This window comes from Methanocalculus alkaliphilus (assembly GCF_024170505.1).
Lineage (GTDB): Archaea > Halobacteriota > Methanomicrobia > Methanomicrobiales > Methanocorpusculaceae > Methanocalculus > Methanocalculus alkaliphilus.
The window spans coordinates 1-24,569 of record NZ_JALJYG010000004.1; the positions used below are offsets into that span (position 1 = coordinate 1).

General features: G+C 52.1%; 22 protein-coding genes and 2 tRNA genes. 15 read left to right on the top strand and 9 right to left on the bottom strand.

Going from position 1 to position 24,569, the window contains the following annotated elements:
* The first annotated feature begins 170 nt into the window (after positions 1-170).
* Positions 171-1,355: a site-2 protease family protein gene (locus J2T58_RS03925; RefSeq protein WP_253487594.1), complete on the top strand. Its 1,185-nt coding sequence runs from the start codon at positions 171-173 to the stop codon at positions 1,353-1,355.
* Positions 1,356-1,361: 6 nt separating this feature from the next.
* Here J2T58_RS03925 and J2T58_RS03930 read toward each other — a convergent pair whose 3' ends face one another.
* From J2T58_RS03930 to J2T58_RS03950, 5 genes are all read right to left on the bottom strand, one after another.
* The gene (locus J2T58_RS03930; protein WP_253487595.1) at positions 1,362-1,787 is read right to left on the bottom strand and encodes a GNAT family N-acetyltransferase; all 426 of its coding nucleotides are present in this window, start codon (positions 1,785-1,787) and stop codon (positions 1,362-1,364) included.
* A 76-nt stretch (positions 1,788-1,863) separates the two neighbouring features.
* Positions 1,864-2,946 carry an SPFH domain-containing protein gene (locus J2T58_RS03935; protein WP_253487596.1) on the bottom strand — a complete coding sequence of 361 codons (1,083 nt, stop codon included), beginning with the start codon at positions 2,944-2,946 and terminating at the stop codon, positions 1,864-1,866.
* Positions 2,946-3,401 carry an NfeD family protein gene (locus J2T58_RS03940; RefSeq protein WP_253487597.1) on the bottom strand — a complete coding sequence of 152 codons (456 nt, stop codon included), beginning with the start codon at positions 3,399-3,401 and terminating at the stop codon, positions 2,946-2,948. Before J2T58_RS03940 ends, J2T58_RS03935 begins: the two co-directional genes overlap by 1 nt.
* Positions 3,402-3,447: 46 nt before the next feature.
* Entirely contained in the window at positions 3,448-4,302 is an 855-nt protein-coding gene (locus J2T58_RS03945; RefSeq protein WP_253487598.1) for a damage-control phosphatase ARMT1 family protein, read from the bottom strand.
* A gap of 30 nt (positions 4,303-4,332) precedes the next feature.
* Positions 4,333-4,406 (bottom strand) — tRNA-Pro (locus J2T58_RS03950).
* Positions 4,407-4,645: 239 nt separating this feature from the next.
* On the opposite strand from J2T58_RS03950, the gene J2T58_RS03955 reads away from it, so the two are divergent.
* Positions 4,646-5,020, top strand: a complete 375-nt coding sequence (locus J2T58_RS03955) for a roadblock/LC7 domain-containing protein (protein WP_253487600.1) — start codon at positions 4,646-4,648, stop codon at positions 5,018-5,020.
* The gene (locus J2T58_RS03960) at positions 5,020-5,655 is read left to right on the top strand and encodes a response regulator (protein WP_253487602.1); all 636 of its coding nucleotides are present in this window, start codon (positions 5,020-5,022) and stop codon (positions 5,653-5,655) included. Before J2T58_RS03955 ends, J2T58_RS03960 begins: the two co-directional genes overlap by 1 nt.
* A gap of 18 nt (positions 5,656-5,673) precedes the next feature.
* On the opposite strand, the gene J2T58_RS03965 is transcribed toward J2T58_RS03960, so the two are convergent.
* Positions 5,674-6,102: a phosphate-starvation-inducible PsiE family protein gene (locus J2T58_RS03965; RefSeq protein ID WP_253487604.1), complete on the bottom strand. Its 429-nt coding sequence runs from the start codon at positions 6,100-6,102 to the stop codon at positions 5,674-5,676.
* Positions 6,103-6,283: 181 nt separating this feature from the next.
* Between J2T58_RS03965 and J2T58_RS03970 the strand changes: the two genes are divergently transcribed.
* The 9 genes from J2T58_RS03970 (at position 6,284) to J2T58_RS04010 (ending at position 15,549) form a co-directional block, all read left to right on the top strand.
* Positions 6,284-6,357 (top strand) — tRNA-Lys (locus J2T58_RS03970).
* An 84-nt stretch (positions 6,358-6,441) separates the two neighbouring features.
* Positions 6,442-6,693, top strand: a complete 252-nt coding sequence (locus J2T58_RS03975; RefSeq protein ID WP_253487606.1) for a DNA-directed RNA polymerase subunit H — start codon at positions 6,442-6,444, stop codon at positions 6,691-6,693.
* Between the two features lie 6 nt (positions 6,694-6,699).
* Positions 6,700-8,265, top strand: a complete 1,566-nt coding sequence (locus J2T58_RS03980; protein WP_253487608.1) for a DNA-directed RNA polymerase subunit B'' — start codon at positions 6,700-6,702, stop codon at positions 8,263-8,265.
* 2 nt (positions 8,266-8,267) lie between these two features.
* Positions 8,268-10,082, top strand: coding sequence for a DNA-directed RNA polymerase subunit B (gene rpoB / locus J2T58_RS03985; protein ID WP_253487860.1), 1,815 nt, complete (start codon positions 8,268-8,270; stop codon positions 10,080-10,082).
* 12 nt (positions 10,083-10,094) lie between these two features.
* On the top strand, positions 10,095-12,755 hold the full coding sequence (locus tag J2T58_RS03990) for a DNA-directed RNA polymerase subunit A' (RefSeq protein ID WP_253487610.1): 2,661 nt from the start codon (positions 10,095-10,097) through the stop codon (positions 12,753-12,755).
* A 1-nt stretch (position 12,756) separates the two neighbouring features.
* On the top strand, positions 12,757-14,070 hold the full coding sequence (gene rpoA2 / locus J2T58_RS03995; RefSeq protein WP_253487612.1) for a DNA-directed RNA polymerase subunit A'': 1,314 nt from the start codon (positions 12,757-12,759) through the stop codon (positions 14,068-14,070).
* Positions 14,070-14,360 carry a 50S ribosomal protein L30e gene (locus tag J2T58_RS04000; RefSeq protein WP_253487614.1) on the top strand — a complete coding sequence of 97 codons (291 nt, stop codon included), beginning with the start codon at positions 14,070-14,072 and terminating at the stop codon, positions 14,358-14,360. The genes rpoA2 and J2T58_RS04000 overlap by 1 nt, the downstream gene beginning before the upstream one ends.
* A 1-nt stretch (position 14,361) precedes the next feature.
* A complete protein-coding gene (locus J2T58_RS04005; protein ID WP_253487616.1) occupies positions 14,362-14,799 on the top strand; it encodes a NusA-like transcription termination signal-binding factor in 438 nt (145 codons plus the stop codon).
* A 24-nt stretch (positions 14,800-14,823) separates the two neighbouring features.
* Positions 14,824-15,549: a formate dehydrogenase accessory sulfurtransferase FdhD gene (locus J2T58_RS04010; RefSeq protein WP_253487619.1), complete on the top strand. Its 726-nt coding sequence runs from the start codon at positions 14,824-14,826 to the stop codon at positions 15,547-15,549.
* Here J2T58_RS04010 and J2T58_RS04015 read toward each other — a convergent pair.
* From J2T58_RS04015 to J2T58_RS04025, 3 genes are read right to left on the bottom strand one after another with little or no spacing between them, the layout of a single operon-like run.
* The gene (locus tag J2T58_RS04015) at positions 15,533-18,139 is read right to left on the bottom strand and encodes an aminotransferase class V-fold PLP-dependent enzyme (RefSeq protein ID WP_253487620.1); all 2,607 of its coding nucleotides are present in this window, start codon (positions 18,137-18,139) and stop codon (positions 15,533-15,535) included. The two genes, J2T58_RS04010 and J2T58_RS04015, sit on opposite strands and share 17 nt — an antisense overlap.
* A 51-nt stretch (positions 18,140-18,190) precedes the next feature.
* Positions 18,191-21,811, bottom strand: a complete 3,621-nt coding sequence (gene nrdD / locus J2T58_RS04020) for an anaerobic ribonucleoside-triphosphate reductase (protein ID WP_253487621.1) — start codon at positions 21,809-21,811, stop codon at positions 18,191-18,193.
* A gap of 7 nt (positions 21,812-21,818) precedes the next feature.
* Positions 21,819-22,082, bottom strand: coding sequence for a glutaredoxin family protein (locus J2T58_RS04025; protein ID WP_253487622.1), 264 nt, complete (start codon positions 22,080-22,082; stop codon positions 21,819-21,821).
* 139 nt (positions 22,083-22,221) lie between these two features.
* Between J2T58_RS04025 and thpR the strand changes: the two genes are divergently transcribed.
* From thpR to J2T58_RS04040, 3 genes are read left to right on the top strand one after another with little or no spacing between them, the layout of a single operon-like run.
* Entirely contained in the window at positions 22,222-22,770 is a 549-nt protein-coding gene (gene thpR, locus J2T58_RS04030) for an RNA 2',3'-cyclic phosphodiesterase (RefSeq protein WP_253487623.1), read from the top strand.
* Complete coding sequence (cca, locus tag J2T58_RS04035; protein WP_253487624.1) at positions 22,767-24,140, top strand: CCA tRNA nucleotidyltransferase; 1,374 nt, start codon at positions 22,767-22,769, stop codon at positions 24,138-24,140. The genes thpR and cca overlap by 4 nt, the downstream gene beginning before the upstream one ends.
* A gap of 5 nt (positions 24,141-24,145) precedes the next feature.
* Positions 24,146-24,562, top strand: a complete 417-nt coding sequence (locus J2T58_RS04040; protein ID WP_253487625.1) for a hypothetical protein — start codon at positions 24,146-24,148, stop codon at positions 24,560-24,562.
* Positions 24,563-24,569 lie beyond the last annotated feature (7 nt).

The window sequence follows — 24,569 nt, forward strand, 5'->3', positions numbered from 1 at the left end:
CCATACTGGCATTATATTTGTTTGTACATATAATTGTACTTTATGGTTTTTCAATATAATTAGGTGGTACTTTTACAAAGGGTTCGCAAAGTGAGATCTACGCGTTTATCGCCTTTATAATCCGGCGAAGCGGTATCTTTTCAGAGAATATCTCATTCTTTGGACCAATCATGGCAATAAAAACCGAGAAAGTTGGTTTTTTTGATAGATTCATCCCTTTCGGTTCAATTCTGCGGGTCTACGGAACCGTTGGGGTTCTGATGGTCGTCGTCATATCGGGGCTGATGACGTATCTTCTGCTGAAAACAACAGAACTCACTCTCCTCACACAGCCAGAGCCGACAGATTTCCAGAAACCGCAGAACATTCTCCTCATCCCCGGCATCAACGAGTTCATCCCATCGAGCTTTGCGGTCTGGACCGCTCTTGTTCTGACCATTGCAATCCATGAATTCGGTCATGGGATTCTCTGCAGGGTTGAGGGGATAGCTGTCAAAAGCACCGGACTTCTCCTGGCAGTCATCCCGATCGGCGCATTTGTCGAGCCGGACGAAGATGATCTCAATAAGACTCATGGTATGGCAAAGATGCGGATGTTTGGTGCAGGAATAGCAAACAATCTCACCATCGGGGTCATCTGTTTCATCGCCCTTGTTCTGCTCCTCGGAATGGTTACTCCCTCCCCAACCCCTATCGTGAACGGGGTATATCAGGATTATCCTGCGTGGGAAGCGGATCTTCCGTATCCCTCCATCATCACCATGGTAAACGGTGCTCCCGTCCAGACGCGTGATGAGGTTTCAGCTCTTCTTCAGGAGACTTCACCCGGGGATGCCATTACCCTGACGGTTGATAAGGATGGTCTGGTGACCAGCCATACCCTTACCCTTTCTGCATGGCCGGAAGAGCTGGAGACGGGATATGAATCAGGCTTTATGGGGATAACATATTATGACAGTGAGCAGGTCGTTCACGTCTTTGGGAACCTGGCCTCGCCTCAGGGGATGCTCTATCTTCTGATAGCACCGCTGAATATCGTTCCTGGTGCGGAGTTCCTCCGGGTGATCCCGTATGAATCTGTGGAGAGCACCTATCTCCAGGTGCCTTTTGATGGATTCTGGGGTGTGATCCACCTCCTCTTCTGGATTGGGTGGATCAATATCATGGTCGGGATCTTCAATGCCCTCCCGATGGTGCCGCTTGACGGGGGATATATTCTCAAAGAAGGGCTGCACAGGCTCCTTGACCGGCGCGGCCTTGCAGGATATGTGGACAGGATTGTCAGCACAGTATCCTGGGCAGTCCTCCTGATGCTGATGGCACCCATCCTTCTGCCCTATCTCTTCCACCTCTGATTTTTGTCAGTTTCGGACCATCGGAATTGCATTACAGCCTTCCATCTCCCCGAAACAGAAGAGGAATCGCTCGCGAATCGTCTGAGGCATCTGCCTCTCCGCGATCCGGGTGAAGCCAAGAGAGCTGTAGAATGATATGAGCGGGAGTGTTGAATGGATGTAGATCGGCGCTCCTCCGCAGGCTGCAAGGAGGGCTTCGACGGTGAGGCGGGCGTACCCCTTACCGCGATGAACTTCCGGAGTGAAGACACAATCCATCTCAAAGCCATCGGGATGCCGGGTGCATCGGGCTGTTGAGGCGAGCACCCCGTCTTCAAAAACCCCGAAGATCCGTTCATGTCCCGGATCTGCCTTCTGGCCACGATACTGGATCCAGAGATGTTCTGCATCCCGGAATTCTTCTCTTCTGAGTTCACGAACAGTCGGTGTCATTTCTTCCTCTGTTCTGAATATGGTAAATGAATAAAAAAAGGTTGTAGTCAGCGATCTGCTGATCTCTTCTCTGACGCTACTCTTTTGGATCGAGCTTCTCTTTTGCGATCATCTTCACATCAGATGTCTCGATATTCTCAATATCCTTTAGGATCTCCTGGGCAGAGGTGATGGCTTCATCCTTGCCGGGCATATCCCCGAGGATCTCGTCTGAAAGATCAAGAAGGCTCTCGGTCTCTTCCATATGCTCTTCGGTTGCCCCAAGGAACCTGGCACTCTGCTTGATGAGACTTGAGATCTCAAACGGCAGGACGATCTTTGTCGATTCCCCTTCTGCCATCTTCTTCAATGCATCCAGCGAGAGGACGGTGATTGAACGCTTGTCCAGTGCGCGTGATCCGACGGAGAGGATACGCAGCCCCTGTGCCTCACCCTGGGCGACCAGGATCTTACTCTGCCGGTCTCCTTCTGCCCTGAGGATCTTACTCTGCCGCTCACCCTCTGCCTCAAGGATCATACTCTGCCGGAGACCTTCTGCACTGAGAATGGCAGCACGCTTCTCACCATCTGCCCGAAGGATTGCAGCACGCCGCTCACGCTCGGCAGACGTCTGTTCGGTCATCGCCTTCTTGACGGCGCCGATCGGATCAACTTCTTTGATCTCGACCCGCTCAACCTTGACACCCCATTGGTCGGTCTCCCGGTCAAGCATGTCCCGGAGCTTGTTATTGATGAGATCCCTGTTATAGAGCACCTCGTCAAGCTCCATATCGCCTATGATACCACGGAGGCTTGTCTGGGCAAGGGCAACGGTTGCAGCCTTGTATGCGGCAACCTCAAAGTATGCCTTCTCGGGATCCATCACACGGACGTAGATGATTGCATCAACATTTGTCGGCGAGTTATCCTTTGTGATCACTTCCTGTGATGGAACATCGATCACCTGGGTCCGGAGATCCAGCTTGATCACTTCGGTGATGAATGGAACGATCCATCTGAATCCGGGATTCATCCTCCCGGTATATGTTCCAAGCCGTATGGTCAGCCCCTGCTGATATGGCTGTATGATGACAACACCACGGGCAAAGACGAAAACAATCACTAAAATGAGAATAAATGTGGTCAGGTTTAATGTAAACAGATTACCCAGAATTGACATTATTCATGTACCTCCTCAACAATAACATGCACTCCCTCTGAACTGATGACCCGGACGGGTGTTCCCGGAGGGAGTACTCTTCCGGTTGAGCGTGCGCTCCACTCGACACCGGCGATTGAGACCCTCCCAAAGACTTCATCACCGCCAACCTCTCGTGTCACTCTTCCTTCCCTGCCAACCAGCGAGTCCCTGCTCATGGTGGTCGGCAGCTGCTCGGGGGAGAGCCGCCGATAGAGGAGGACGGAGAGGCTTGCTGCAATCAATGCTGAGGCTACCCCGAGGATAACACCCCAGACCGTATTGAATACATCAATACCCATCAGGAACATGATACCCAGAACGATCATCGTCGTACCAGGTACAGCTGCAAAGAATCCCGGGTTAATTGCCTCATAGAGGATGAGCAGTGCCCCGATGATGATTAGTGCAAAATACAGGTTGGTCTCAAGCACCATATGGATAGATGGGGGGGAGGAGGTATAATTCCTTCCTTCAATCCATTTATCTGAGGATGCGGGCGATCTTCACACCTTTCGGCACACCCAGATCCCGCGCAACCGGCTCACACTTCACCATCATCAGAGCGGCAATCGGGGGGAGTCCTTTATAGTCCGAAAGGGATTCATAGTTGGCAAGACCTTTGGAGATGATAAGGGTCGCTTTCTGGAGTGCCTGCCGCAGATCAGCGGGGATACAGGTGAGGTTGACCCCAAGTTCGGCGCCACCTCCTGTGGTGGTGAGGTGGTCGGCGACCTCCTCTATCCCGGCATCGCGTGCCTCATCCAGTGTCGCGTCATTGAGCATGGGTGCCTCTTTGACAGCCACAGTGACATGCGCACCAAGATTCTTCAGTTCCTCGATGAGGAGCTTGTCAAAGAGGATCTCTCCTGTATTATCGGTGAAGTAGACAACTCTGCGCGCACGTTCGGCGATCTCATCAGAGTCGTCATGGTAGAGCCCCTCCTCAAACTCACGCCTGAAAAATTCTGTGTAATCTTCGGCGATGGTATGTCCAAGAACACCGTAATCGATGGAATTTCCGATCGTGGCTGCAAGGATGGCTGACCTGAGATCTGTAATACAGGGCCGTACCTTCAGCAGAACCTCACGGGCGGTCTGTGTATCAGCATATTTCAGTGTCCTGTACGGATCCGTCGATCCGACGGTTCTGTAACAGCATCGGTGAACTGCCCCGGCAATAACGGGTGCCGGCACCTCATCGTTCCATCGCTCTTCAAGCAGGATCCGGGCGGCATCGACTGCCTCATCGATCCGGTTTGGATCATTTGTGCAGAGTGATGCTTCAAAACGTACGCGGGAGAGGAGACAATCCCTGCAATCATCGGTAATTCTCATATGATCAACCTGGTGTTAGAAAGAGTTGAATGGGGCCACTGCGATTTGAACGCAGGTCAGAAGACCCCCAGTCTCCTAGGATGGCCAGGCTACCCTATGGCCCCGTCCTACATACATTCGGGATGATGATTTATGTAGTTTACTCTTTTGTTACGGGATGAGCGGGGCTGGTCTTCTTTCTCACTTCCACAAAAAAGGAAAAAGGTATTTAAGTCTACAGTTAACCAATGATTAATTTATCAGTGTCCATAGATCTTCCGGGCTGATTGCCGTGCCGGGGCGATCAGAAGGTGCAGGAAACGGTCATAGGTCGGAATCTGGAAAATGCTGGAGATTTTTATAGATGTCATCATCAGGTACGCTTAAAGAGAAGGTTCGCCATTTTATCAATGATATCCTGGCTGTTCCGGGGGTGATCGAATGTGCCCTTGTCTCAAATGATGGTATTCTCATCGGAAAGTCCTTTGAAGATCCCATCTCGGCACAGTCGTTTGGAGCGATGTGTGCGACGATGATCGCCTCTTCAGAAGCAGCGGCTTCTGTCGTCGGTATGACAACTCCGCTCTGGGCTCTTGTCAGGAGTGATGAGAGGATGATCATCATTGTCGGGGGCGGCCCCCGTCTCCTGATCGCTGCGATTGTCGATGGTGGTGCAGATATTAAGGAGGTATCAGCCAGGCTCCTTGACATTGGCGAATCTATTGGAGGCACGCTCTGATGACCGCCACCATCCTGGTTATTGATGATAATCCTGCAATTGTTGAAGTCTTTGTTACCATGCTCAGGAGAGGGGGATATGAGACCTATTCTGCCGGAAGCGGCCAGGAAGGCCTTAATCTCCTCGATGAAATATCTCCGGATCTGATCCTCCTTGATATCATGATGGAGCCGATGGATGGGTGGGAGACGCTTGAGAATATCAAACTCAATCCCGGAACGCGGGGTATCCCTGTTCTGATGCTGACTGCAAAGCAGCTCACTCCTGATGAGGCGCAGGAGTACGGGATGTATATTGAGGATTACATCATCAAGCCAATCACTCATAAGGAGCTCTATGATGGCATTGAACATGTCCTGGCACGGAGGCGGGAGATTGCTGAAGCTATTCATCTTGCTGAGGAGCGGGGCACAAATACAGCGCTCGTCACTGAATATGCGCGCCTTGTGAAGAGTGTTGATGTCAACAGACGTCTCATCCGGATTCTTGAGAACACCTATTCGTTAAAAGATCCAAGGATAGGCAGTGTCGATAAGATTGAGATTGCCATACGAAATATGAAAAATGGCCTCTCCATGCAGGAGACCCGTCTTGAAGAGCTTCGGGATCTGATCGGGGTTGGAAAGGCCGATTAGTCACCATCCTTTTTTTTTCTACATCTCGGTCTTCCAGAGGACAAATATACCTGCGATTAATACTCCGATGATCCCGATGATTGCGATGGATTCGGTGATATGCATCTCCTCGACATTGATGATCAGAACTTTTCGTACCATGGCGGTCAGTCCTGCAATAAGTATCGGCCTGACGAGGATGCGCCCGGTCCTGAAATAGGAGGTGACGGTCTCGAGAACCTCTACCACGATGATCGTCAGAAGAAGGACATACAGAATTTCAACAATTCCCTGGATGAGGTTTTCATGTGAGAATATTGTCAGTATCAGATATACGGCATCAAAGAACGTCAGGAGTGCGATTATGATCAGAAGGACTGCAATGAGGGCATAGATGATGAGGGTACTTCTTGATATGAAATCAAGAACCGTCTTCATTGTCGGGCTGAGATGATCATAGTCTGACATACGTTTTAGCTCACGTGATGAATACTTCTTTTTGCGCGCCAGAGAAAAGGGTGTCGATCCATACCTGATTTGCATTCCTCTCATTCAGACCTGGTATCTACCGGGGATGGCGACGAGGATTAATCAGTTACCTTTATATGTGCTCATGACGTTTTTATAATGCTAGGTTTCATTGACCAGTGGGTCCGTAGCTCAGTCAGGCAGAGCGCCTGGCTTTTAACCAGGTGGTCGGGGGTTCAAATCCCCTCGGGCCCGTTTCCACGGCTGAAGCTGTGGTTTTTGTGCGGTGAGATCTCTGAACATCATCCAATTCAACACTATTTGTAGGGGCTATCATTGATGGGCACCAGGTTAAATGTTCTGATGCATGATATGGTGCCAAAGCATCAGATCATGGAAGATGAAGAAGCGAGCGAACTCCTCTCTGTTTATAATATTACGATTGAGCAGTTACCAAAAATATATCATGATGATCCGATAGTTAAAGCTGTCGAAGCCTTACCCGGCAATGTCTTACGGATCACCCGTAAGAGCCAGACTGCTGGTGAAGCTGAATCGTATCGCCTTGTTGTGAGGAGACCCAAGAAATAATCGGAGATGATCCATCTGATTGATAGAAGCGTATTATCGCAGGCATATTTTTCCAAAGATCATGTTGCACGTCACCAGTTTGAGTCGTATAACAATTTTTTAGATTTCAATCTTCAGAAAGTCGTCAATGAACAGCGTATCATCGAGACTGATATCGAACACAGAGGGAAGAATAACGAACCTGTCTGGGTCGAACTCGGAACGATCCGGGTTGAAAAGCCTATCGTCCGCGAAGCAGACGGCTCTCAGAGCGAGCTCTTTCCAACAGAGGCCCGGTTGCGCAACCTCAACTATGCCGCACCGATGATCCTCGAGATGACCCTCTGTCAGGGTGACATACGGTATGATCCAATCGAGACGACGATTGGACAACTCCCGGTTATGATTGGGTCAAAAGCCTGTAATCTCTATGACCTCTCTGACACCGAGCGGGTTGAACGTGGTGAAGATCGACTTGATTCAGGAGGATACTTCATTGTTAACGGGACCGAGCGTGTCCTGATGACGCTTGAGGATCTCGCATCGAACAAGATCATGACCGAGTATACTGAGCGGTATAACGAACAGATACATGTATCCAAGGTCTTTTCACAGTACCGTGGATACCGGGCGCTTGTTGTTGTTGAGAAGAATAAAAAGAACCTTCTTGATGTCTCCTTCCCCTCTGTGGCAGGAAACCTCAGGTTTGCTGACCTGATGCGATCCCTTGGTCTTGAGACGGATGCAGATGTCGTCACGGCTGTCTCACGGGATGAGGATATCCTGACATACATGCTCCAGAATCTTGAAGCAGCCGAATGCAGCTCCGTCGAGGAAGGGGTCATGTATGTTGGGAAGAAACTCGCTCCAAACCAGACGAAGGAGTATCAACGGAAGCGGGCGGAGTTTGTCCTGGACAACTATCTCCTTCCGCACCTGAATTACCTTATATCGCCAACTCTCAAAGAGGGTGATCCCGGCCATGCCGAGATGGTCCTGAACGTCAGGCTTGCCAAAGCTCATTTCCTCGGGCGTATGGCAGAGGCCTGCTTCCATCTTGCACTCCATAAGAGGAAGCCGGATGATAAGGATCACTATGCAAACAAGAGGCTCAAGCTCGCTGGTGATCTGATGGAGGACCTCTTCCGGATATCCCTGAACCGGTTGACACGGGATATCAAGTACCAGCTTGAACGTGCGAGCATGCGGCACCGTGATCTCTCGATCCAGACCGCAGTCAGGGCAGATGTTCTGACAGAGCGGCTGCTTCATCCGCTTGCGACAGGAAACTGGGTAGGTGGCCGAACCGGTGTATCCCAGCTGCTTGACCGGATCGATCACATGTCGGTCATCTCACATCTGCGGAGGGTGATATCTCCCCTCTCACGTTCTCAGCCACACTTCGAGGCTCGTGATCTGCATCCGACGCAGTGGGGCCGTATATGCCCCTCAGAGACTCCTGAAGGACCGAATTGTGGTCTTGTAAAGAACTTTGCCCAGCTCGTTGAAGTGAGCAAGGGCATGGATGATGATGACCATCTCAAACAGGTGCTTCTAAGCATTGGTGTGGAGCCCCTCCGAGGTGAGAACTGATGATACAGAAAGCACGTGTCTTTGTTGACGGAGCCCTCATCGGTCTTGCTGATGATCCTGCAGGACTTGTCAGAAAGGTTCGGGAACTCAGGAGGCGTGGTGACCTCCCCTCTGAGCTGAACATCTCGTTTAAGGAGTATAGTAGCGAGATTGTCCTCAATACTGATCGTGGACGCGCCCGCCGCCCCCTCATTATCCTTGATGGTGGAAAGCCGGTTATTTCCGATGAGGACATCACCAGGATCCAGTCGGGCGAGTATACGTTCGATGACATGATTATGCAGGGGAAGATCGAGTACGTCGATGCAGAGGAGGAGGATGACCTCCTTATTGCCGTTAACCAGGAGGGCATCACCATCGACCATACCCATATGGAGATCGACCCCCAGCTCATTCTCGGCATTGGTGCAGCACACGTCCCCTTCCCTGAGCACAATGCATCACCCCGTGTGACGATGGGTGCCGGAATGATCAAGCAGGCGCTCGGATTTGCCCAGGCAAATATGAAACTTCGGCCTGATACCCGTGGCCACATGCTTCATTATGGGCACAAGCCCCTTGTCAAGACACAGGCTGCCGAGCTGATCGGATCTGAAGAACGTCCCCAGGGATACAATCTTGTGGTTGCCATCCTCAGTTATGAAGGATATAATATTGAAGATGCACTTATCTTCAATAAAGCGTCTATTGAACGCGGACTGGGACGCTCTCATTTCTTCAGGACGTACGATGGAGAGGAGCGCCGGTATCCAGGTGGCCAGATTGACCGGATTGAGATCCCCGACGAGGATGTCTCCGGCTCCCATGGAGAGGACGCATACCGCAACCTCGACTCTGATGGTATCATCGGTCCGGAGACGATCGTCTCTGAGAAGTCTGTTCTCATCGGCAAGACCTCACCACCACGTTTCCTTGAAGAGCCGACTGCAGAACTGATAGCTGTCGAGAAGCGGCGGGATACCTCGGTCACGATGAGGAGCAATGAGCATGGTATTGTTGATACCGTCATCCTGACAGAGGGTGAGAACTCCTCCCGCCTCGTCAAGGTCAGAACCCGTGATCTCAGAATTCCTGAGATCGGTGACAAGTTTGCATCACGCCACGGGCAGAAAGGGATTATCGGTCTGATCACCCCGCAGGAGAACCTCCCCTTCACCGAATCGGGTATCACACCCGATCTTGTCATCAACCCCCATGCGATCCCGTCCCGTATGACCATTGGTCATATGATCGAGATGATTGGCGGGAAGGTTGCCAGCCTTCAGGGGCGCCGGATAGATGCAACCCCATTCCGTGGAGAAAAGGAGTTCACTCTCAGAAAGGAGCTTCAGAACCTCGGATTCTCTCATAATGGACGGGAGGTGATGTATGATGGGATCACAGGGCGACGGTTTGCTGCTGATATCTATGTTGGCGTTATCTTCTACCAGAAGCTCTACCATATGGTCTCAACCAAGATGCATGCCCGTTCCCGTGGGCCTGTTCAGGTTCTGACCCGTCAGCCGACTGAGGGACGTGCCCGGGAAGGAGGTCTTCGGTTCGGTGAGATGGAGCGTGATGTCATGATCGGCCATGGTGCGGCGATGGCATTGAAGGAACGTCTTCTTGATGAGTCGGATGCCGTGAAGGAATGGGTCTGTGCCCAGTGTGGCATGGTTGCGACATATGACGCCAAGCGGAAGGTAACCCACTGTCTTGCATGCGGTGCAGAGACCGATATCTATGAGGTTGAGATGAGTTACGCCTTCAAATTACTCCTGGATGAGATGATCAGCATGGGAATAGCCCCGCGGCTGGTGTTAGAGGATATTGTCTGAGGTGATCGGGATATGCCAAGCCCAAAAAGAATTGGAATGATTGATTTTGGTCTTTTTTCACCAAAAGACATCCGAAAAGCAAGTGTTTGTAAGGTGATCTGGCCGGACACCTATGATGATGACGGCTTCCCATACAGTAAGGGTCTGATGGATCCGAGCCTCGGAGTCATCGATCCCGGTCTCCGTTGCCGGACCTGCGGCCAGAAGTCCGGGGATTGCCCCGGTCACTTCGGTCATATTGATCTGGCAAAGCCGGTCATTCATGTCGGCTTTACACGCCTTATCAGGAAACTCCTTCGTGTCACCTGCAGGGCATGCGGGCGACTTCTTCTCGAACCCCAGGAGATCGATAAATTCTCAGCACTCGGTGATGATCCCTTCTCTGCAGAGGTTGTTTCAGAGAAGGATATCAAGAAGGAGCGGAGCTGTCCACACTGCAATGAGCAGCAGCTCAAGGTGAATTTTGAGAAACCGACGACCTTCATGGAGGTCTATGTGGATGATGGGAAGAAGGTCGAGCATAAGCTGACACCTGCAGATATCAGGGCACGGCTTGAGCGGATTCCATCAGATGATCTCAAGATTCTGGGGATTGATGCCAGTGTCGCCCGTCCTGAATGGACGATCCTCACCGTTCTTCCCGTACCCCCGGTGACGATGCGGCCTTCCATCATTCTGGAGAATGGTCAGCGTTCCGAGGATGACCTCACCCATAAGCTCGTTGATATCATCAGGATCAACCAGCGGTTCAAAGAGAACCAGGATGCCGGGGCACCCCAGCTCATTATCGAGGATCTCTGGGAGCTGCTTCAGTACCATGTAACCACCTACATGGATAACGAGGTGGCAGGATGCCCTCCTGCACGCCATCGCTCCGGCAGGCCCTTAAAAACCATCTCACAGCGTCTGAAAGGAAAAGACGGACGGTTCCGTGGTTCTCTCTCCGGAAAGCGTGTCAACTTCTCAGCACGTACGGTCATATCTCCCGATCCCAACCTCTCCGTATCCGAGGTCGGTGTCCCGCTTGCAATAGCAAATGAGATGTCCGTTCCTGTCCGGGTAACAAGCCATAACATTGAGGAGCTTCGCTCCATCGTTATGGTCGGACCTGAGCGGCCGACCCTCCGTGATCCATGCGGGGCAAACTACGCCATCAGACCCGATAAACGGAGGCTTCGCCTCCATGGTGGATCCGGGTCACTTGACAACCGTGAGACGGTTGCCCAGATGATTGAGGTTGGCTGGACTGTTGATCGCCAGCTTCGGGACGGCGATATCGTCCTCTTCAACCGTCAGCCTTCACTTCACAGAATGAGCATCATGGCTCACCGGATCAAGATCATGGGTGATCGGACCTTCAGGCTCAACCCTGCCGTCTGCCCGCCATACAATGCGGATTTTGACGGTGATGAGATGAACATGCATGTCCCGCAGACCGAGGAGGCACGTGCCGAAGCCTTCCTTCTCGCCTCCGTCCAGGAGAATATTCTCTCCCCTCGTTTCGGTGGACCTATCATCGGCGGGATTCATGACCATATCTCAGGGATCTTCCTCCTCACCCATCTGCCAAAATGGCACACCAAACCAGAAGCGCTCTATCTGTTAAAACACGCCAATATCGAATTCCTTCCAAAGCCAGGGAAGATCGAGGATGGCATACCATACTGGAGCAACAAACAGGTATTCTCCCTCATCCTTCCCAAAGGATTGAATATGGTCTACCGGGCCACCTCCTGTAAGAACTGCGGCAATGAATGTGACCTTGAGCGCTGCGAGCGTGACGCCTACATCAGGATAGAGGATGGGGAGCTCATCACTGGTACCATTGATAAAAAATCGGTTGGTGCTTTTGACGGGGCCATCATGAACCGGATCATCCGTCAGCATGGACTTGGGCGTGCCCGGCAGTATATCGATGACATGACCCAGCTCTCGATCCGGAGTATCATGCTTATCGGCTTCTCCTTCGGGATTGATGATGAAGATCTCTCCAGGACTGAGTATGCCCAGATCCGGGATCTCCTTGACGAGGCCGAGTCCGATGTTGAGAAGAGGATCACGATCTACCAGAACGGCCAGCTTGAGCCGATGCCTGGCAGGACTGCTGAAGAGACTCTGGAGATGCAGATCATGCAGGTTCTTGGGAAGGCAAGGGATCGCACCGGTGATATCGCCGGCCGTCACCTTGGACTTGGAAACTCCGCTGTGGTCATGGCCGTCTCCGGTGCCCGTGGTTCGATGCTGAACCTGACGCAGATGGCCGGATGTATCGGTCAGCAGTCGGTTCGTGGTGAGCGTATCGTTCGTGGGTATGAAGGACGAACCCTTCCCCACTTCAAAAAGTCCGATCAGGGGGCAGGAGCCCATGGATTTATCCGGAACTCCTACAAGAGCGGAATTACTCCGACCGAGTTCTTCTTCCATGCGATTGGTGGTCGTGAAGGTCTTGTCGACACTGCAGTCAGGACTTCGCAGAGCGGATATCTTCAGAGGAGGCTGATTAACGCACTTCAGGATCTGAAGGTCGCCTACGATGGCACGGTACGAACAACAGGTGGCAGGATCCTCCAGTTCAATTATGGAGAGGATGGAACCGATCCGACGAAGAGCGCGTTTGGAGATCCGGTTGATGTCAAAGGTATCGTTGAGAGTGTTCTGAAGGAGGAGGTCTGATATGAACGAGGAATATATTGAGAGAATTGAGTCATTCAGCCTTCCCGAGACGATCCATAATCTGATAACAGCATGGCTCAAGGGAAGGGAGGTCGAAGAGCACGTCTTTGCACGTATTCTTGATCGTATCTGCCGGATCAATGATGCCCACCTTCCCGTCAAGACCCATGATCAGCTGATCAGTCTCCTCCTGAAGAAAGAGGACCAGGAGAATCCGGTGACTGATGATCAGTTTGAAGAGATTATTGCGCGTGTCATCAATGAATACGGCCTCACCAGGATAGAACCATGTGAAGCGGTCGGGATCATTGCTGCCCAGTCGATAGGTGAACCGGGCACACAGATGACGATGCGTACCTTCCACTATGCGGGTGTCGCTGAAATTAACGTCACTCTGGGTCTTCCCCGTCTCATTGAAATTATGGATGCCAGGAAAGAGCCATCGACCCCGACGATGACGATTTATCTCGAGGATGGATACCGTGAGGATCGTGATCGCGCCCGTGAGGTTTCATGGGATGTTGAAGCATCTCCACTCCATGAGTTTGGTGATATCGTCACCGATATGGAAAATATGCGTGTCATCGTCACCCTGAACAAGGCGGTCTGTGATAAGCGGAGAATACAAATCTCCGAGATTCTTGAGCGCGCACCTGCGAAGATCCGCGAGCGCCGCCATTACCGGGACTTTGAGTTTGATGTGAATGAGGCCGAGGGCGTCATACGTTTCACCCCAAAAGACCAGCTAAGCTATCAAAATCTCTTCCAGCTCGTAGAACATGTCAGAAATGTTATCGTGCAGGGTATCGATGATATCCGGCGTGTCGTTGTCAGGAAAGAATCCGGAGAGTATATCCTATATACTGAGGGCTCCAATCTAAAAGACGTATTCGAGGTTGAGGGCGTGGATACCACGCGAACCCGTACGAATAATATCAGTGAGATTGCTCAGATTCTCGGAATCGAAGCCGCACGAAACGCCATTATTTACGAGGCGAACAGCACGCTTCGTGAGCAGGGTATCGGTGTCGATGTCCGGCATATCATGCTCGTTGCAGATATGATGTGCATGGATGGAGAGGTCAAACAGATCGGTCGTCACGGTATTGCAGGAGAGAAGGAGAGCGTCCTTTCACGTGCGGCGTTTGAGGTGACGGTCAATCACCTCCTCGATGCGTCGATAGCGCATGAACATGATGTCCTCTGCGGTGTCACAGAGAATGTCATCGTGGGCCAGCCAATTCAACTCGGAACGGGTGATGTCCGGCTGGTAGTCAGGCCGATGAATAACATCACCAGAACAGGTGAGAACTAATGGATTTCAATACATCTTTACGCAGGGCAATGAAGACCGGAACGGTCACACTTGGCCGGAACAGTACAGAGGCAAGCATTCAGGAATCGACAGCACGCCTTGTCATCATTGCACAGAACTGCCCGGAAGACTTTAAAAAATTTGTCGAGGCACAGGAGAACCTTGCCGTTTATCCGTACAAAGGCTCAGGCCGCCAGCTCGGCCGTGAGTGTGGAAAAGACTTTATCGTCAGTGCGCTTGCCGTCATCGAACCTGGTGAATCTGACATCCTTACCCTTCAGAGAGCGTAATATGTCCGAAATTACCTTAACAGAAGACTGCATGCGGCTGATCTCCCAGTTTGAGAATCTCACCGGTGCCGGCGCACGTGACTGTGTCATTGATGACCGCTACGATCGGGTCATCTTCATCATCAATCCTGGTGAGATGGGTCTTGCCATCGGAAAGAAAGGTTCAAGCATTAAGAAAGCGTCCGAAGTGCTCGACAGGCGGGTTGAGGTCGTTGAATATTCCGATGATCTCGTTCAGTTCATCAGGAACTGCCTTCTCCCGGCACAGGTGCTCTCCGTAACCATTGAAGGAGAAGACGATGAACAGGTGGCCCATGTCGAGGTTAATGAGGAAGATCGTGGTCTCGCCATAGGGAAGGAAGGAAAGAATATTCTGAAGGCAAAATCCCTTGTCCGGAGACAGTTTGATATCTCGGATATCGAGCTTGTCCAGGAATAAATCTTTCATCTCTTTTTACCCGATATGGAGAAAAATACGGTCTCCTCTATCCGCATATACGATATGTGGGATCTTCTGCCGGAGCGTGTCGTCGCCCTCTTTGTGAACGGGCGCTATGCAGCAACACCGATCATCATTCCTGACTCTGTTGAGGAGTTCGTTATCGGGTATCTCTTCTCAGAAGAGATCATCAGAAACCACAAGGATATTGAGTCGATCAGGGTTGAGGAGAACCGGGTCAGTGTCCTGACCGTTGATCCCTTCAGAATCACCGGCAGAAGAAAGACGGTGCTTTCAGGATGTGGTGGGAGTACATCCTATATCGATCTCACAAAACTTCCCCCGGTCCGATCCGGGTTCTCCCTCTCCCTCTCCGAGGTATCTTCTGCTCTCATGGAATGCTCCGGTGGTGGTGCATTCCCGTCCGAAGCATTCCTCTGTGGTAAGAACGGGGTGATTCTGCGGTCAGGAGATCTTGATCCCCTCAATGCGACCGACCGGGTGATTGGTTCGGGCTTAAAGGCAGGGACCGCCTTCTCCGAGACATTCCTTATCATATCAGGCCTCATCTCTTCAGAGATGGTACGGCGCTGCCTCCTTGCCGGTATCCCGATCCTTCTTGGTCGGTCAGCTCCGACTGATCTTGCTCATCGGATTGCCGGGGAGATGAATCTCACGCTCGGTACAATCTCTGCGGATGGCGCATTGGTCCTCTATACATATCCGGAGAGGATCAGCGCCCCTCAATGATCTCCTGTACCGCTGCGATGAGGAGATCCACCTCGTTCTCTGTTGTATACAGCCCGATACCCGCCCTGACGGTTCCGTCGTTGAGCCCAAGCGACTCCATCAGCGGCTGGCAGCAGTGATGGCCTGAACGGACCAGAATCTCAGCATCGGCATCAAGCCGCTCTGCAACCTCATGGGGATGGAGCCCGTCGATGGTAAATGAGACGACACCGATCCGATCCTTAGGTTCTGCAGGAGCATAGACCGTAACCCCTTTACGTCCAGAGAGTCCCTCAACCAGGCGTGTCGTGAGTTCTTCTTCATGCCGTCGTATCGCCTCCATCCCGATCTCTTCGAGATAGTCGACGGCTACACCCAGCCCTATTCCCCCGGCGATATTCGGGGTTCCTGCTTCATACCTGCCATATCCCTCGACAGCCTGATGCCCATCCTGCGAGACTGATTCGACCATACCCCCGCCAAGGATGATCGGCCTGATAATCGGCTCCTTCATCCAGAGGACACCGGTACCTGTTGGTCCAAGCATCTTATGACCTGAGAAACAACAGAAGTCACAGTCGATCTCCTGGAGACAAAACGGCATATGCGGGATGGATTGTGCGGCATCGATGAGGAAAAGCGCCCCGTATTCTCTACAGAGCTGCCCGATCTCCCTGACCGGGGTGATGGTTCCGATAGCATTTGATGCATGGGTGATCGCAACAAGCCGTGCTCCTTGTGCAAGTGCGTCTCTCAGCCCATCCATGTTCAGTGTATAATCGCTATGAATGCCGACAATTTCCAGTTCGACGCCTTTATCTGCCAGTGCACGCCAGGGAAGGAGATTTGAATGGTGTTCCAGGATGGTGGTGATTACCCGATCACCGGGTTTCCAGTCCAGACCTGAAGCGACCATGTTGATTGATTCGGTCGTATTCTTCGTAAAGACGGTTGTTCCTGCCTCCCCATGGATGAACCGTGCAACCTTGGTATGGGCATGCCAGTACCGCTGGGTTGCTATCTGTGTGAACCTGTGAACCCCCCGGCCGACATTGGCACGGTACCGGTGCTCAAATTCGATGAGAGCATTGACGACCGGCTCGGGGGAGAGGCTCATCGCCGGAGAATCAAGATAGATAGCCTCATGGACGATAGGGAAATCCCGCCGTATCCTCCCAATCGGATACCCGGGTTCATCATGGGATACCGCCTCCCCGGGTACTCCCCTCTCCTCAGCAGGTAGTGGACGAAGCGTGTAGTCTTTGTCCACGACTATTCCGTGATCCCGGCAGAGCTCCCTCATCTTCGGTGGAAGTGCCCTCCATCGCCAGAGGCCATATTCCAGATAGCCTTCTGGCATCCCGGTCTTCATCGCCCATCGCCTGAGGAACGAATCCCATCTCTCCGTGAGATCCGGGTGTATCGTCCTGAGGGTCTCATACTCGCTCTCGAGCATTGCCGGGCAGAGATAACAGCCGATCCGTTCAAGCCCCATATCATAGAGTGGGTTGATCGGGGCATTCTGCCACCAGAGGTAGAGATAGACTTCCAGTGCACGCCAGGATCTGATCGGTGATACATTGAGCTGGAGTGGATTTGCCGGGTTCTGGCTCGTTTCTTCAAGATCCGCTCTGTTCCATGACTCGTACCATCGGTTACCCTGAAATGTGACGCATGGCCCGATCTCTGAGAGATACAGTCGGAGCGGGTGGAGTTTGAGAAGCTTACAGCACCACCGGTGGTCTTTCCCTGGTGGTCCGGTTCGCTCGACTGCTGCGAAGAAGTCACCTGCTTTTCTGATGATCGGAACATCCATCGACTCTATATATGTAATCGTCTCCGGAAGCTCGATCCCTGTGTCGATGAAAAATGCTGAGGTTACTCCTGCTTTCCGAGCGAGATAAAGGACTGCTGTGCTGTCTTTACCCCCTGAGAATGAGACATTTGCTATGGGACGATCAGTACTATGGGCTTTGATAACCCGGAGAGCATCACGTTCAAGGAGCTTGAGATGGTATCTGTTCTGCTCGATCACCCTCTTCCAGTCCGGATTCTTTGGTGTTACCGGGTCCACCTGTGTAAGCTCCTTCACTCGCACATGGCCATCCTTCACAGTGCCGGTTCCATATTTATTCCGATAGGAGATGATGACTGATCCGTCGGGGACCGGAGATTTGAGAGGAAACCGCTTCCCACCTATTCTGACTTTTCCGCTCTGATCGAGGTGCTCGTCCAGATGCAGAATGCCGTTTGTTGCATAGGGGAGGAGGAAAGGGAGAGCCTCGGGTGCAATCTCGAGTGAGTGCCTTCGCTTCACCGGATCAAAGAGGAGCCACCCAAACCGCTTCCCATGCATAATGACGAGATCTGCCCTGTCCGTTCCGCCCGATTTATTCAGGATTACGATCTTTGGAATCGGGATATCACCAAACTGTGCCAGAAGGAGATCTCTGATGAGCTTCATATCCGCTCTGAGGGCAGGCCTGAGATCGTAGGGCTCAAGGAGCGGGATACTCCGTCCTTCTGCTCCACATCCGCACCTTCGGCCGAGGAGGGGAACGTTGCAGCTATCGCACCAGAAGAGGTTCTTCTTGACGGCAGGCTCTCTCATTGTCTGATAGGTGTGTTGTTTGAGACAATGAAAGAGATGGTGGGGGGAGAATCAGATGAGTATCCGTCTATCAGCGGATGAAAGGCTTCCGGCTGTCTCGGGTGTTTTGTCTGAGTGGTATTCGGTGAACTGCTTGAGTGAGACGGTCAGGTCCCGGGTGAAGGCAAAATACCCAATCTGGGTATTTCTACAGAGGTTCATTGCCATATCCATCAGGCCCCGGGGGTCAGGCCGTGCCTCCCCAAGCCAGATATGGAAGATATTCCCTCCATCAACAATCGGGAAGAAGATATGTTCAAGTTCCATCCTCCTTGTGAGTGTCACCGGGGCAGAGGGGGTGACATGAATACCGTTTGTATAATAAACCGGGAGGTCGAGTGTCTTCTTCGCCCGTTCAAACAGATTCTTTGTATCGCCTTTGACGATCTTTAACGCATGCGGACGGTACGTTTCATCGAGGAGATCCGCGACGGCAAACCGCTGTCCTGTTGTCTCTGCAGGAGTTCTGGCGAGTGCAATTGTCATTCCGTGTTCAGCTGAGAGCTTTTTGGCGTACTGTTCCATCTCCGTCATCGTTCGAACAGCGAACCGGAATGCATCCTTCGTCTCATGAAGCTGGAATCCCGTATGGTGCTGGATCATCTCGTTGACACCGACGATCCCGATGGTGTAGACGAGCCCTTCAAGATCGACTGCCACCGCGCCACGCTCATGCGTGATGGGATCTTTTGGTCGCTGCATTGCAAATGGCATCCTGCCGTTTGCCCGGACCAGTTCCATCCAGCGCCGCTTGATCCGGAATATCGAGACCGCTGAATCCATCATCCCTCGCAACTCTGCAAAGAGGGCTTCATCATCATGATCGGCGCGGTATGCTGCGCGTGGGCAGTTGACCGATATCACCTGCCAGGATCCCATTGAGAAATGTGCACCATCACGGAAATGGAGCTTATCATCGAAGCTGGTGTCATTTGCGGCTGTTGTCGAGAACTGGTATGCACAGCACTGGTAACAGGATATCCCCTCGCCTGCCCCACGGTATGCAGGGAGCTGATTATCATAGTAGGGTGTCCCGAACTTCGAGGCGAGTTCGAAGGTCATCAGGTACAGCTCCCGATATGTCGGAATATCCGGATGGTCGCGGTTGAAATCCTCGTCTTCGTCGATGAAGTCAGGTTCGATACTGATCTCCGGCTTTGGGAAGTTAAAGGGCTTCCCCCAGTCATCCCCTTCGAGCATCACTTCCATCAGTGTTGCAAAGAGGTGTCGTACTTCTCGTTCAAACTCCCCATAGGTCCGGAGCGGTGCCTGCTCCCCGTTCCAGACCTTTCCTTTGAAGACGATTGGCTTGTCACGCCAGAGTTTTGGAACACCTGGTGAGAGCTGGACTGACGAGAAGACCACCTGGCCGCCACGGGCGACCATCATCTGGGTCATCTCATAGACAAACATCTGCATCAGCTGTTTGATCTCGGTCTTGTTCATCCCCTCGACATAGGGTGCGAGGAAGGTGAGGAAGTTGTAGTATCCCTGACCCCCGGCAAAGTTCGTCTGGGCAGATCCGAGGGCCTTGACAGCATGAAGAACGGCAACCTCCGGGCGTTTCGCAGGACCCGCAACACTTGCCTTTGTCCCGTTTCCATCCGGCATCAGACCATAGTAGAAGAAATAGCGGAGATCCCAATCCTGGCAGTTATGAATCAGGAGACCGTCTGCTGCATAGAAGGTGTGGCTCTCCTCGCTCCCGTCGCCTCCAAGGAAGAGATCATAGACATAGCTGCCAGAGGGTGCTGATGGTTCGATGGCCATAACACGCTCAGGTTTTTCGGTCCGATTAATTCTCTCTGTTTGTTTGAGGAAGCGATCGATATGATCCTGCCTCTCATCCAGAAATGAACAGTATTGGGAGAAAATATCGATATTCTTCCTTCCATGGAACTGTATGCGGTACAGAATCCTCCGCTCTGTTTCATCATTATACAGCTCAGTAATATGCACTCCTATTCCGAGTGTTGTCAGAAGAAGTGCAAGCTCCTGTCGGAGTGATGCAGAAACTGTGGAATAGTTGACGATGCAATCCGACTTTTCCGGCCGGTAATACACCGTTCCATCACCGGTGAAGAGTGCTGAGAGGAACTCACGAAGGAGGATGTCATCTGCATGATACACGATCCAGGGCAGGCGTTTCCCGGCACTTCCCTCAGGTATTCCAAAGATATACCGGAAGAGAAGATAGACGATCTTTCCTCCGAAATAGACCTGTTGTGCACGCATCCTGTGAACGTCAATACCGTAGATCTGTGTTGAATCCCGGGTAGGACGGGTGATCGTTGCATAGGTGTTGAGAGTTGTCTTTACTGATGCCTGTATTGCCGCAGACTGATGATTCTCCGTGATTGCAAGGTTATACTGACCAACCTTCGGGAAGGCATTGTAATTGCCTTCAGAGACGAAGAATCCAAGCAGCCGCATCAGGTCGGCGGTGACTGGAAGGAGGGCAGGGAGATCATGATTACTGCCTGTTACCCCGACCGTTAAGCCGGACATATCGTCAATACCATAGATCTCGCACAATGACCGGAAGTGGCGAATGGGCATGACACCTTTTGTATACCACTGCTTCCTGTGCTCTATCCCAAGAGCTCTGGAGATCGCGACGAAGGACTTTGCCTGACCCGTTCGGACAATGTCAGAGAACAGACTCGCCGCCCCCCGCACGTATATTCCCTCAAGGAGTTCTTCCGGCACAGTCTTCGTGAGTTCATAAATCAGGTGTATCTCCCTGACCGGCTCTCCCCGAACTGAATCTGATGGAGTAACTGCATAGAGGATATCACCTTCTGTAATCTCATCTGCCCGCCGGATAGCCATTCCTTCATCTGTATGTACCGGTATACGGTGCTCTTTTGTGACGGAGAGCGAACGGCCGGTTGATGTCTTTATCCTGAGTAGTTCTCCGTCATCCGGGATCTTTCGCGTCACCTTTGTGACTCGCATCCAGCCCCTTGGGGTGAGAAGAGAGAGATCATCAGGGTGCAGGGTATCCCCGGAGAATACAAACTCATCAGCACGGATACTTCTGATGCGATTATCAGATTTCACCGGGATGACTGTGCCTCCGTCTATACAGAATGGGCGTGTCCCAAAATATTCCAGGTCATGGATATGCATATCCCCGGTGAGGTGAAGGTCAGCAAGCTCAGGGGGGAGCTGGAGAAGATACTGCTCTTTACTTATCTTGTCAGCCTTCTTCTTATGCGAGGTCTCGGCATTCTCCTGGAGATTGGAGTTATCCTTGGATTCAAACCCTCTCCCGACATCGATCAGGTGTGCGTCAAAGACCGGGGTTCCAACCCGTGTACAGACATTGCGGTAGTCAACCAGCCCCTCTTCAAGGAGGGTCATATTCATAATCTCACGGATGAGAGGGCCTGAGAGGAAGGTGAGGCCGAGCTTTTTTATTCTGCCCTCGACCTCACGTGCAATCCGCTCGGCAAGTTCGCGCTCCGCCCCTTCCCTGCCATAGAAGGTTCCAACAAGCCGCGTCTCCTGGAGAATCTGGTTTTCGATCTTTGATCGATCCCAGTCCATCATGTGGCCAAACGAAGTCCTGACCTTCGGCATGGCGGGCCGGAATGCCCCGTCGAGGGTCGACTGGCGTGTATCTTTCATTCGGCCTTCACCGTTTACACAATTCTTCGACAGAGTTCTGTACCTCTCCATCTTTGAAGAGCTCTTTTGAGGTGAGGTATTCCTCCCCGATCTGGAGGACCGGTGCCTCCATCACAAAGACCCCGTTCATCCGGAGATCGGTCAGCGCCTCGGGATCGTCCAGACTTATTTCAGCATAGTCAACTCCCTTTATCTGGAGGTAATTCTTGAGTATTTCACAGTTTGGACAGACTTCAAGTGAATAGACGATGATATTTTTACTATCTGACATATGGAGTACCCCGGTGTGATGATCTATTGGTTCTGGCTAATTACCTACTTTGCCTTTTTGGAATATGAACTATCCTTTTTGTATACCACACCAGGTGAAACATTAACCTTCATCAACGCTGATTAACTGGGTAATTGCTATGGTCCGGCTGTTTATCGCAATTGATCTCAACGAATCGTGCCGGAAGACGTTGTCTTCCCTGCAAAACCCCCTCATCGGAGTGAAGGGAAGACTTGCAATCGTGGATCCCTCTCTTCTCCATATTACATTGAAATTTCTTGGAGAGGTGCCGGGTGATCAGATCCCTTCGATCATATCCGCGCTCAAAACCATCTCTTCTCCACCATATGAGATTGATATCCGGGGCATAGCATCCAATAATCCACGTCAGCCGCGTGTCATCTGGGCAGAGGTTGAGGATGGCGGCCGGAGCGCCCGGCTTGCCGGTACGATCGAATCTATCCTTGAACCTCTTGGATTTCCTCGTGAGCAGCGTCCTTTTCGTCCGCATATCACCCTTGCGCGGGTAAAGGCGTTTCATCCCGATATACCCGGTCAGCTCAAAGCGATCTCTCAATCGGAATTGCCAGGTTCTGCTCCGATGCCCGTTACATCCTTTCTTCTGAAGAAGAGTACCCTCACCCCACGCGGCCCAGTCTATGAGACCCTTGCCGAGGTGCAGCTGTGACCAGAACCTGTCTTGAAGAGGATGTCCTCTCACGGATCAGGCCGACACCTGAGGAGGTGCGCCACATCAGTACAATATCAGATGCGATCATCCGGTATCTCCGTGATACACATAACCGGCCTGCAATGGTCGTCGGTTCAGTGGCGCGGGGCACATTCGTCAGGGGGGATCGGGATCTCGATATCTTCATGCTCTTCCCTCCCGATCTTCCCCGCGATGAACTTGCCGAGGAAGGGATCAGAATCGCGCGGGATGTTGTCGATCACTTCGGGGGGACAGCTGTTGAGAAGTATGCCGAACACCCGTACCTGAATGCCCATCTCTATGATCTCGATTGCGATCTCGTCCCCTGCTACCATGTCGCTTCGGCAAGGGAGATCAAGAGCGCGGTTGACAGAACGCCATTTCATACCCTCTACATCACACCACGCATTCCATCTCTTGTCGATGATGCTCTCCTGTTAAAACAGTTCACAAAAGCAGGCGGTGTCTATGGATCCGATCATATGACGGAGGGCTTCTCAGGATATCTCTGCGAACTCCTCATCCTTTATTATGGCGGATTCCGGCAGCTCATTGAAGCGGCGTCGGCATGGCGGCCCGGGTGTCTCATCGATCCCGAGGAGCACCGGACCCGCTCATTTGATGAACCGCTTGTGGTGGTCGATCCGACGGATCCCAACCGGAATGTCGCTGCCGCCCTCTCACTTGATCGGATGTGCGAGTTCATTGAGCTTGTCCGGGGATATCGTGACGCACCTTCCGACGCCTTCTTCACCTGCCGACAGCCCGTCTCCTTCTCAAAAAATCAGCTCCGGGTGGCTCTTGAGGAACGGGGAACAGCACTCTATATGCTATCATTTCCAACCCCGGCATATGTCCCCGATACCGTCGTCCCACAACTCAGGAAGAGCCTTACTGCAATAACAGATCTCCTCGAACGGAACGGTTTCCATATGAACCGGACTGATTGTTTCATGGGAGAATCCGTATCTTTCCTCCTCTTTGAACTCTTTAATGAGGCTGTGGCGCCGGTCGTCCGGCATATCGGGCCCCCTGTCTGGAATGGAGAGAACGCCGGGAAATTTGTGAGGAAGTACCTTGATGAATCGCCCCTCTCCGGACCGTTCATTGAGGAAGGGCGGTATGTGGTCGAGATACGACGGCCATATACAAAAGCGGTAGATCTCCTCTCCTCAGAGGCCCTCCTCCATGCTGCCCTTGGAAAGCATGTCAGAAAGTCAATGATGGGGGGGTGGGATATCAGGAGTGGTTCGGATTGCTGGGATGAGGATCTTAGCGGTTTCTTTGCAGCCTTCTTTGAGCGCTCAGGTCCCGGAATCCGGATAATGAGGCTTGGGAGGGAATAGAAGGAATGGATCAGATCAGCGTCAATCAGCATACCCTCCGCGTCTCCTGGTTCTATCTTCTGCTCTGGATCGCCTCAGCCTCAGCCCTTACTATTCTCCTTGTGATGCGGAGTCCATACTGGCTTGCTCCACTCCCTGGCCTTGTCTTTCTCTACATGTGGTTCATGCTTGTGACCCTCTACCCACGATCGGTTCACCCCGGTGAAACAGATATCACTCTTCTGATGACGGGGTCAGGGAGGGAGCGGCACATCCCCCTCTCAGCCCTCCGGGTGAATGAACAGGAACACCATGTTGAGATCAAATCCGCATCCGATGGGGGAAAGAGGAAGTATCTTCTCTCAAAAAAGGATCTCTCCCCGGAGGTGGCCGACTATCTTCGCAGTCGCTCACAACGTCCTCCCCGAAATCGAAGACGGTGATTGGTGG

Excerpts from the sequence above, each read along its gene's own strand:
- J2T58_RS03925 (WP_253487594.1), top strand. The coding sequence starts at position 171 with ATGGCAATAAAAACCGAGAAAGTTGGTTTTTTTGATAGATTCATCCCT.
- J2T58_RS03930 (WP_253487595.1), bottom strand. The coding sequence starts at position 1,787 with ATGACACCGACTGTTCGTGAACTCAGAAGAGAAGAATTCCGGGATGCA.
- J2T58_RS03935 (WP_253487596.1), bottom strand. The coding sequence starts at position 2,946 with ATGTCAATTCTGGGTAATCTGTTTACATTAAACCTGACCACATTTATT.
- J2T58_RS03940 (WP_253487597.1), bottom strand. The coding sequence starts at position 3,401 with ATGGTGCTTGAGACCAACCTGTATTTTGCACTAATCATCATCGGGGCA.
- J2T58_RS03945 (WP_253487598.1), bottom strand. The coding sequence starts at position 4,302 with ATGAGAATTACCGATGATTGCAGGGATTGTCTCCTCTCCCGCGTACGT.
- J2T58_RS03955 (WP_253487600.1), top strand. The coding sequence starts at position 4,646 with ATGTCATCATCAGGTACGCTTAAAGAGAAGGTTCGCCATTTTATCAAT.
- J2T58_RS03960 (WP_253487602.1), top strand. The coding sequence starts at position 5,020 with ATGACCGCCACCATCCTGGTTATTGATGATAATCCTGCAATTGTTGAA.
- J2T58_RS03965 (WP_253487604.1), bottom strand. The coding sequence starts at position 6,102 with ATGTCAGACTATGATCATCTCAGCCCGACAATGAAGACGGTTCTTGAT.
- J2T58_RS03975 (WP_253487606.1), top strand. The coding sequence starts at position 6,442 with ATGGGCACCAGGTTAAATGTTCTGATGCATGATATGGTGCCAAAGCAT.
- J2T58_RS03980 (WP_253487608.1), top strand. The coding sequence starts at position 6,700 with ATGATCCATCTGATTGATAGAAGCGTATTATCGCAGGCATATTTTTCC.
- J2T58_RS03990 (WP_253487610.1), top strand. The coding sequence starts at position 10,095 with ATGCCAAGCCCAAAAAGAATTGGAATGATTGATTTTGGTCTTTTTTCA.
- rpoA2 (WP_253487612.1), top strand. The coding sequence starts at position 12,757 with ATGAACGAGGAATATATTGAGAGAATTGAGTCATTCAGCCTTCCCGAG.
- J2T58_RS04000 (WP_253487614.1), top strand. The coding sequence starts at position 14,070 with ATGGATTTCAATACATCTTTACGCAGGGCAATGAAGACCGGAACGGTC.
- J2T58_RS04005 (WP_253487616.1), top strand. The coding sequence starts at position 14,362 with ATGTCCGAAATTACCTTAACAGAAGACTGCATGCGGCTGATCTCCCAG.
- J2T58_RS04010 (WP_253487619.1), top strand. The coding sequence starts at position 14,824 with ATGGAGAAAAATACGGTCTCCTCTATCCGCATATACGATATGTGGGAT.
- J2T58_RS04015 (WP_253487620.1), bottom strand. The coding sequence starts at position 18,139 with ATGAGAGAGCCTGCCGTCAAGAAGAACCTCTTCTGGTGCGATAGCTGC.
- nrdD (WP_253487621.1), bottom strand. The coding sequence starts at position 21,811 with ATGAAAGATACACGCCAGTCGACCCTCGACGGGGCATTCCGGCCCGCC.
- J2T58_RS04025 (WP_253487622.1), bottom strand. The coding sequence starts at position 22,082 with ATGTCAGATAGTAAAAATATCATCGTCTATTCACTTGAAGTCTGTCCA.
- thpR (WP_253487623.1), top strand. The coding sequence starts at position 22,222 with ATGGTCCGGCTGTTTATCGCAATTGATCTCAACGAATCGTGCCGGAAG.
- J2T58_RS04040 (WP_253487625.1), top strand. The coding sequence starts at position 24,146 with ATGGATCAGATCAGCGTCAATCAGCATACCCTCCGCGTCTCCTGGTTC.